The 2,543-nt window shown below is 67.4% G+C and carries 1 protein-coding gene and 2 pseudogenes; all 3 read right to left on the reverse strand.

All coding sequences use genetic code 11. The features are described 5' to 3' along the window. A pseudogene (locus RMO85_RS01760) lies at nt 1-753 on the reverse strand (two-component sensor histidine kinase); the annotation flags it as partial. Between the two features lie 7 nt (nt 754-760). Beyond that, entirely contained in the window at nt 761-1,459 is a 699-nt protein-coding gene (gene mtrA / locus RMO85_RS01765) for an MtrAB system response regulator MtrA (protein WP_310526088.1), read from the reverse strand. Between the two features lie 15 nt (nt 1,460-1,474). Beyond that, nucleotides 1,475-2,543: pseudogene (locus RMO85_RS01770) on the reverse strand (adenosylhomocysteinase); the annotation flags it as partial.

Genomic DNA, 2,543 nt, shown 5'->3' on the forward strand with positions numbered 1-2,543 from the left:
GACCCGACGCGCCATCCGCACCGGCGTGACGACCTGGCGAGCGACCAGCCAGGCCAGCCCCGCCACCAGCAACAGCAGGAGGGACCCGGCCGTCACCAGTGCCCGGCCGACCAGCGCGAGGGTCTCGCGCTGCTCGTCGAGGGAGTAGACGTAGTAGAGCGTGTAGGTGTCGTTGTCCGCCGGCAACGTCACCTGACTGCCGACCACGATGCCCGGGCCATCGGGCAGGCCGGGGATGTCGCGCGTGCTCCGGATGGTCGTGAACGTCCACGCCGTGGCAGTGGGCTCGTCGAACCGCTGCTGCAACGACTCCGGCACGCTCTGCAGGTCGAGGCCCTGGGTGAACTTCGCGCCACCGTCGGACAGCCGGCTGCCGGTGCCCGCGGCAGGCGACAGGATGGCCGCGAACCCGCGCGAGGAACCCCGGCTGATGATCGGCTTGATCAGGTCGTCCTGCTGCCGGGACTCGTCGACGTCGATGCCCTGGGCCGCACCCAGCTTGGTGCGGGCATCGGCCGTCTCGTTCTCCGCCTCGGCGATCACCTGGGCGACCCGGTTGTCGACGAGGCCGTCACGGGTCTGCTGCATCAGGAAGGCGCCGACGATCCCGACGACAGCCGCCGAGAGCAGCACGGTGCTCGCGACGACGCGGGCCTGGATGGAACGGCGCCAGAACGTGAGCGCGCGGCGGACGGCGTGGCTCGCGCGATCCAGCGGGCGGCTGGCCCGGGGCCCTGCCAACGGGGTGGACATGGTCGGCCTACGCCGTACCAGCCTTGTATCCCACGCCCCGCACCGTCACCACGATCTCGGGGTTCTCCGGGTCGTGCTCGACCTTGGACCGCAGCCGCTGGACGTGGACGTTGACCAGGCGGGTGTCGGCACTGTGGCGGTAGCCCCAGACCTGCTCGAGCAGCACCTCGCGGGTGAAGACCTGCCAGGGCTTGCGAGCGAGGCAGACCAGCAGGTCGAACTCGAGCGGCGTCAGGTTGACCGCCTTGCCCTCACGGGTCACCGCGTGACCTGACACGTCGATGCTGAGGTCGCCGATGCTCAGCGCCTCGCTGGTGGGCGCGTCGTTGTGGCGGACGCGCGCACGGATGCGCGCGACCAGCTCCTTGGGCTTGAACGGCTTGACGACGTAGTCGTCGGCGCCGGACACGAGCCCCACCACCACGTCGATGGTGTCGCCCTTGGCCGTCAGCATCACGATCGGCACGCCGGACTCGGCACGGATCTCCTTGCAGACGTCGATGCCGTCCTTGCCGGGGATCATCAGGTCCAGCAGGACAAGGTCGGGACGGAAGCTGCGGAAGGCTTCGAGGGCTTCGTCGCCACGCGTGACGATCCGGCTCTCGAAGCCTTCCTGGCGCAGCACGATGGACAGCATCTCGGCGAGCGACGAGTCGTCGTCCACCACCAGAATGCTGCCCCTCGTGGGCTGCTCGGTTGGGCTCATACGGGCAAGTCTGCCTCAGTACCGATAGAGATCGGACTTGTACGGGCCGGCGACGTCGACGCCGAGGTAGGCGGCCTGCTCCTTGGTGAGCTCCGTCAGCTCGACACCGAGGGCGTCGAGGTGCAGACGGGCCACCTCCTCGTCGAGGTGCTTGGGCAGGACGTGCACGCCGAGCTCGTACTCGCCGGCCTTGGTGTAGAGCTCGATCTGCGCCAGCACCTGGTTGGTGAAGGAGTTGGACATCACGAACGACGGGTGGCCCGTCGCGTTGCCGAGGTTGAGCAGTCGACCCTCGGAGAGCACGATGACCTTCTTGCCGGCTTCGCCGTTCTCTCCCGGGAAGATCCACTGGTGGACCTGGGGCTTGATCTCGTCCTTCACGATCCCGGGGATCTTGGCCAGACCGGCCATGTTGATCTCGTTGTCGAAGTGACCGATGTTGCCGACGATGGCCTGGTGCTTCATCTTGTGGAAGTGCTCGACCGTGATGATGTCGAAGTTGCCGGTCGTGGTGATGAAGATGTCGGCCGTCTCGACGACGGACTCGAGGCGCTTGACCTCGTAGCCGTCCATGGCTGCCTGGAGTGCGCAGATCGGGTCGATCTCGGTGACGATGACGCGAGCACCCTGGCCGCGCAGCGACTCCGCGGAGCCCTTGCCGACGTCGCCGTAGCCACAGACGACCGCGACCTTGCCGCCGATCATGACGTCGGTGGCTCGGTTCAGGCCATCGATCAGCGAGTGACGGCAGCCGTACTTGTTGTCGAACTTGGACTTGGTGACGGAGTCGTTGACGTTGATCGCCGGGAAGAGCAGCGTGCCCTCGCGGAACCGGTCCTACAGACGCAGGACGCCGGTAGTGGTCTCCACGGAGACGCCCTTGATGTCTTGGGCGATCTTGGTCCAGTGCTGCGGCTTGGCCTCGTCCGAGCGCGCCAGGACCCGCAGCACCTCCTTGAACTCCTCGTTGTCGGTGCTGTCCTGCGACGGGACGACGCCGGTCTTCTCGTACTCCACGCCGAGGTGGAGCAGCATCGTGATGTCGCCACCGTCGTCGAGCAGGACGTTGGGGCCGGCCGGGTTG

Source organism: Nocardioides sp., assembly GCF_031422975.1.
Classification (GTDB): Bacteria; Actinomycetota; Actinomycetes; order Propionibacteriales; family Nocardioidaceae; genus Nocardioides.

What these genes read in the sequence shown, in the direction of transcription:
- mtrA (WP_310526088.1), bottom strand. Translation starts at nt 1,459, where the DNA reads ATGAGCCCAACCGAGCAGCCCACGAGGGGCAGCATTCTGGTGGTGGAC.